This window comes from Microbacterium sp. Bi128 (genome assembly GCF_918698205.1).
The window spans coordinates 1-1,195 of sequence record NZ_CAKKMM010001506.1; the positions used below are offsets into that span (position 1 = coordinate 1).

The following is a 1,195-nucleotide window of genomic DNA, read 5'->3' on the forward strand; positions in this document are numbered from 1 at the left end:
GCGCGTTCCGGATCGAGGACGGGTCCATGCAGGTGGGGACCATGATCGCGTTCCTGAGCTACCTGATGCAGATCCTGATGTCGGTCATGATGGCCACGTTCATGGCGATCATGATCCCGCGCGCTGCCGTCTCCGGGGACCGGATCGGCGAGGTCCTCGGGACCGAATCCAGCGTCCGGCCGCCGCTGCGCCCGGTTTCGCGCGCGGCCGGGCGGGCAGCCCGTGGCGAGCTGGAGATGCGCGACGTCGGATTCGCCTACCCGGGCGCCGAGCAGCCGGTGCTCCAGGACGTGAACTTCACCGCCCGGGCGGGGCAGACGACGGCGATCATCGGCAGCACCGGCTCCGGCAAGACCACCCTGGTGAACCTGATGCCGCGGCTGTTCGACGCGACCTCCGGTTCGGTGCGGATTGACGGCGTGGACGTCCGCGAGCTCCACCCGGACCTGCTGTGGGGGCACATCGGCTTGGTCCCGCAAAAGCCCTACCTGTTCTCCGGCACGGTGCGCAGCAACCTGCTCTACGGCAAACCCGACGCCACCGAGGACGAGCTCTGGCGGGCCCTGAGGATTGCGCAGGCGCAGGACTTTGTGGAGGAGCTGGAGGGCGGACTGGATGCACCGATCTCGCAGGGCGGCACCAACGTCTCCGGCGGCCAGCGGCAGCGGCTCGCGATCGCCCGGGCACTGGTGAAACAGCCCGAGCTCTACATCTTTGACGACTCCTTCTCCTCGCTGGACACCGCCACGGACGCCCGGCTGCGGCAGGCACTCAAGCAGCACACCGCCGGGGCCACCATGGTGATCATCGCCCAGCGGGTCTCCAGCATTGTGGACGCGGACCGGATCCTGGTGCTCGAGCGCGGCAGGATCGTCGCGCACGGCACGCACGAGGAACTGCTGGCGACCTCGGAGACGTACCAGGAGATTGTGAACTCCCAGCTCGCAGCGGAGGAGGCAGCATGAGCCGCACCGACAAGGCGCCGACGCCGGCTCCCGCAGCCGCTCCCGCTGCCGGGGCTCCAGCCTCCGCCACGCAGGCGCCGCTGCGGATTCCCCGCCCGGCGGGTGGCCCCGGCCGCGGCGGCCCGTTTGCCGGGATGAACATCCCGGCCGAGAAGGCCATGAACTTCGGCCCCTCCGCCCGGCGGCTGCTGGGGGAGCTGCGGCCCGAACGGCTGTGGCTGGTGCTGGTC

1 protein-coding gene and 1 pseudogene are annotated in these 1,195 nt (G+C 70.4%); both read left to right on the top strand.

Annotated features, from left to right (window positions below; all coding sequences use genetic code 11):
- The coding region (locus LQV45_RS34065; RefSeq protein WP_230012271.1) for an ABC transporter ATP-binding protein at positions 1-965 on the top strand (965 nt) is incomplete at its 5' end.
- Positions 962-1,195 (top strand): annotated as a pseudogene (locus LQV45_RS34070) (ABC transporter ATP-binding protein); the annotation flags it as partial. The gene LQV45_RS34065 and the pseudogene LQV45_RS34070, both read left to right, overlap by 4 nt.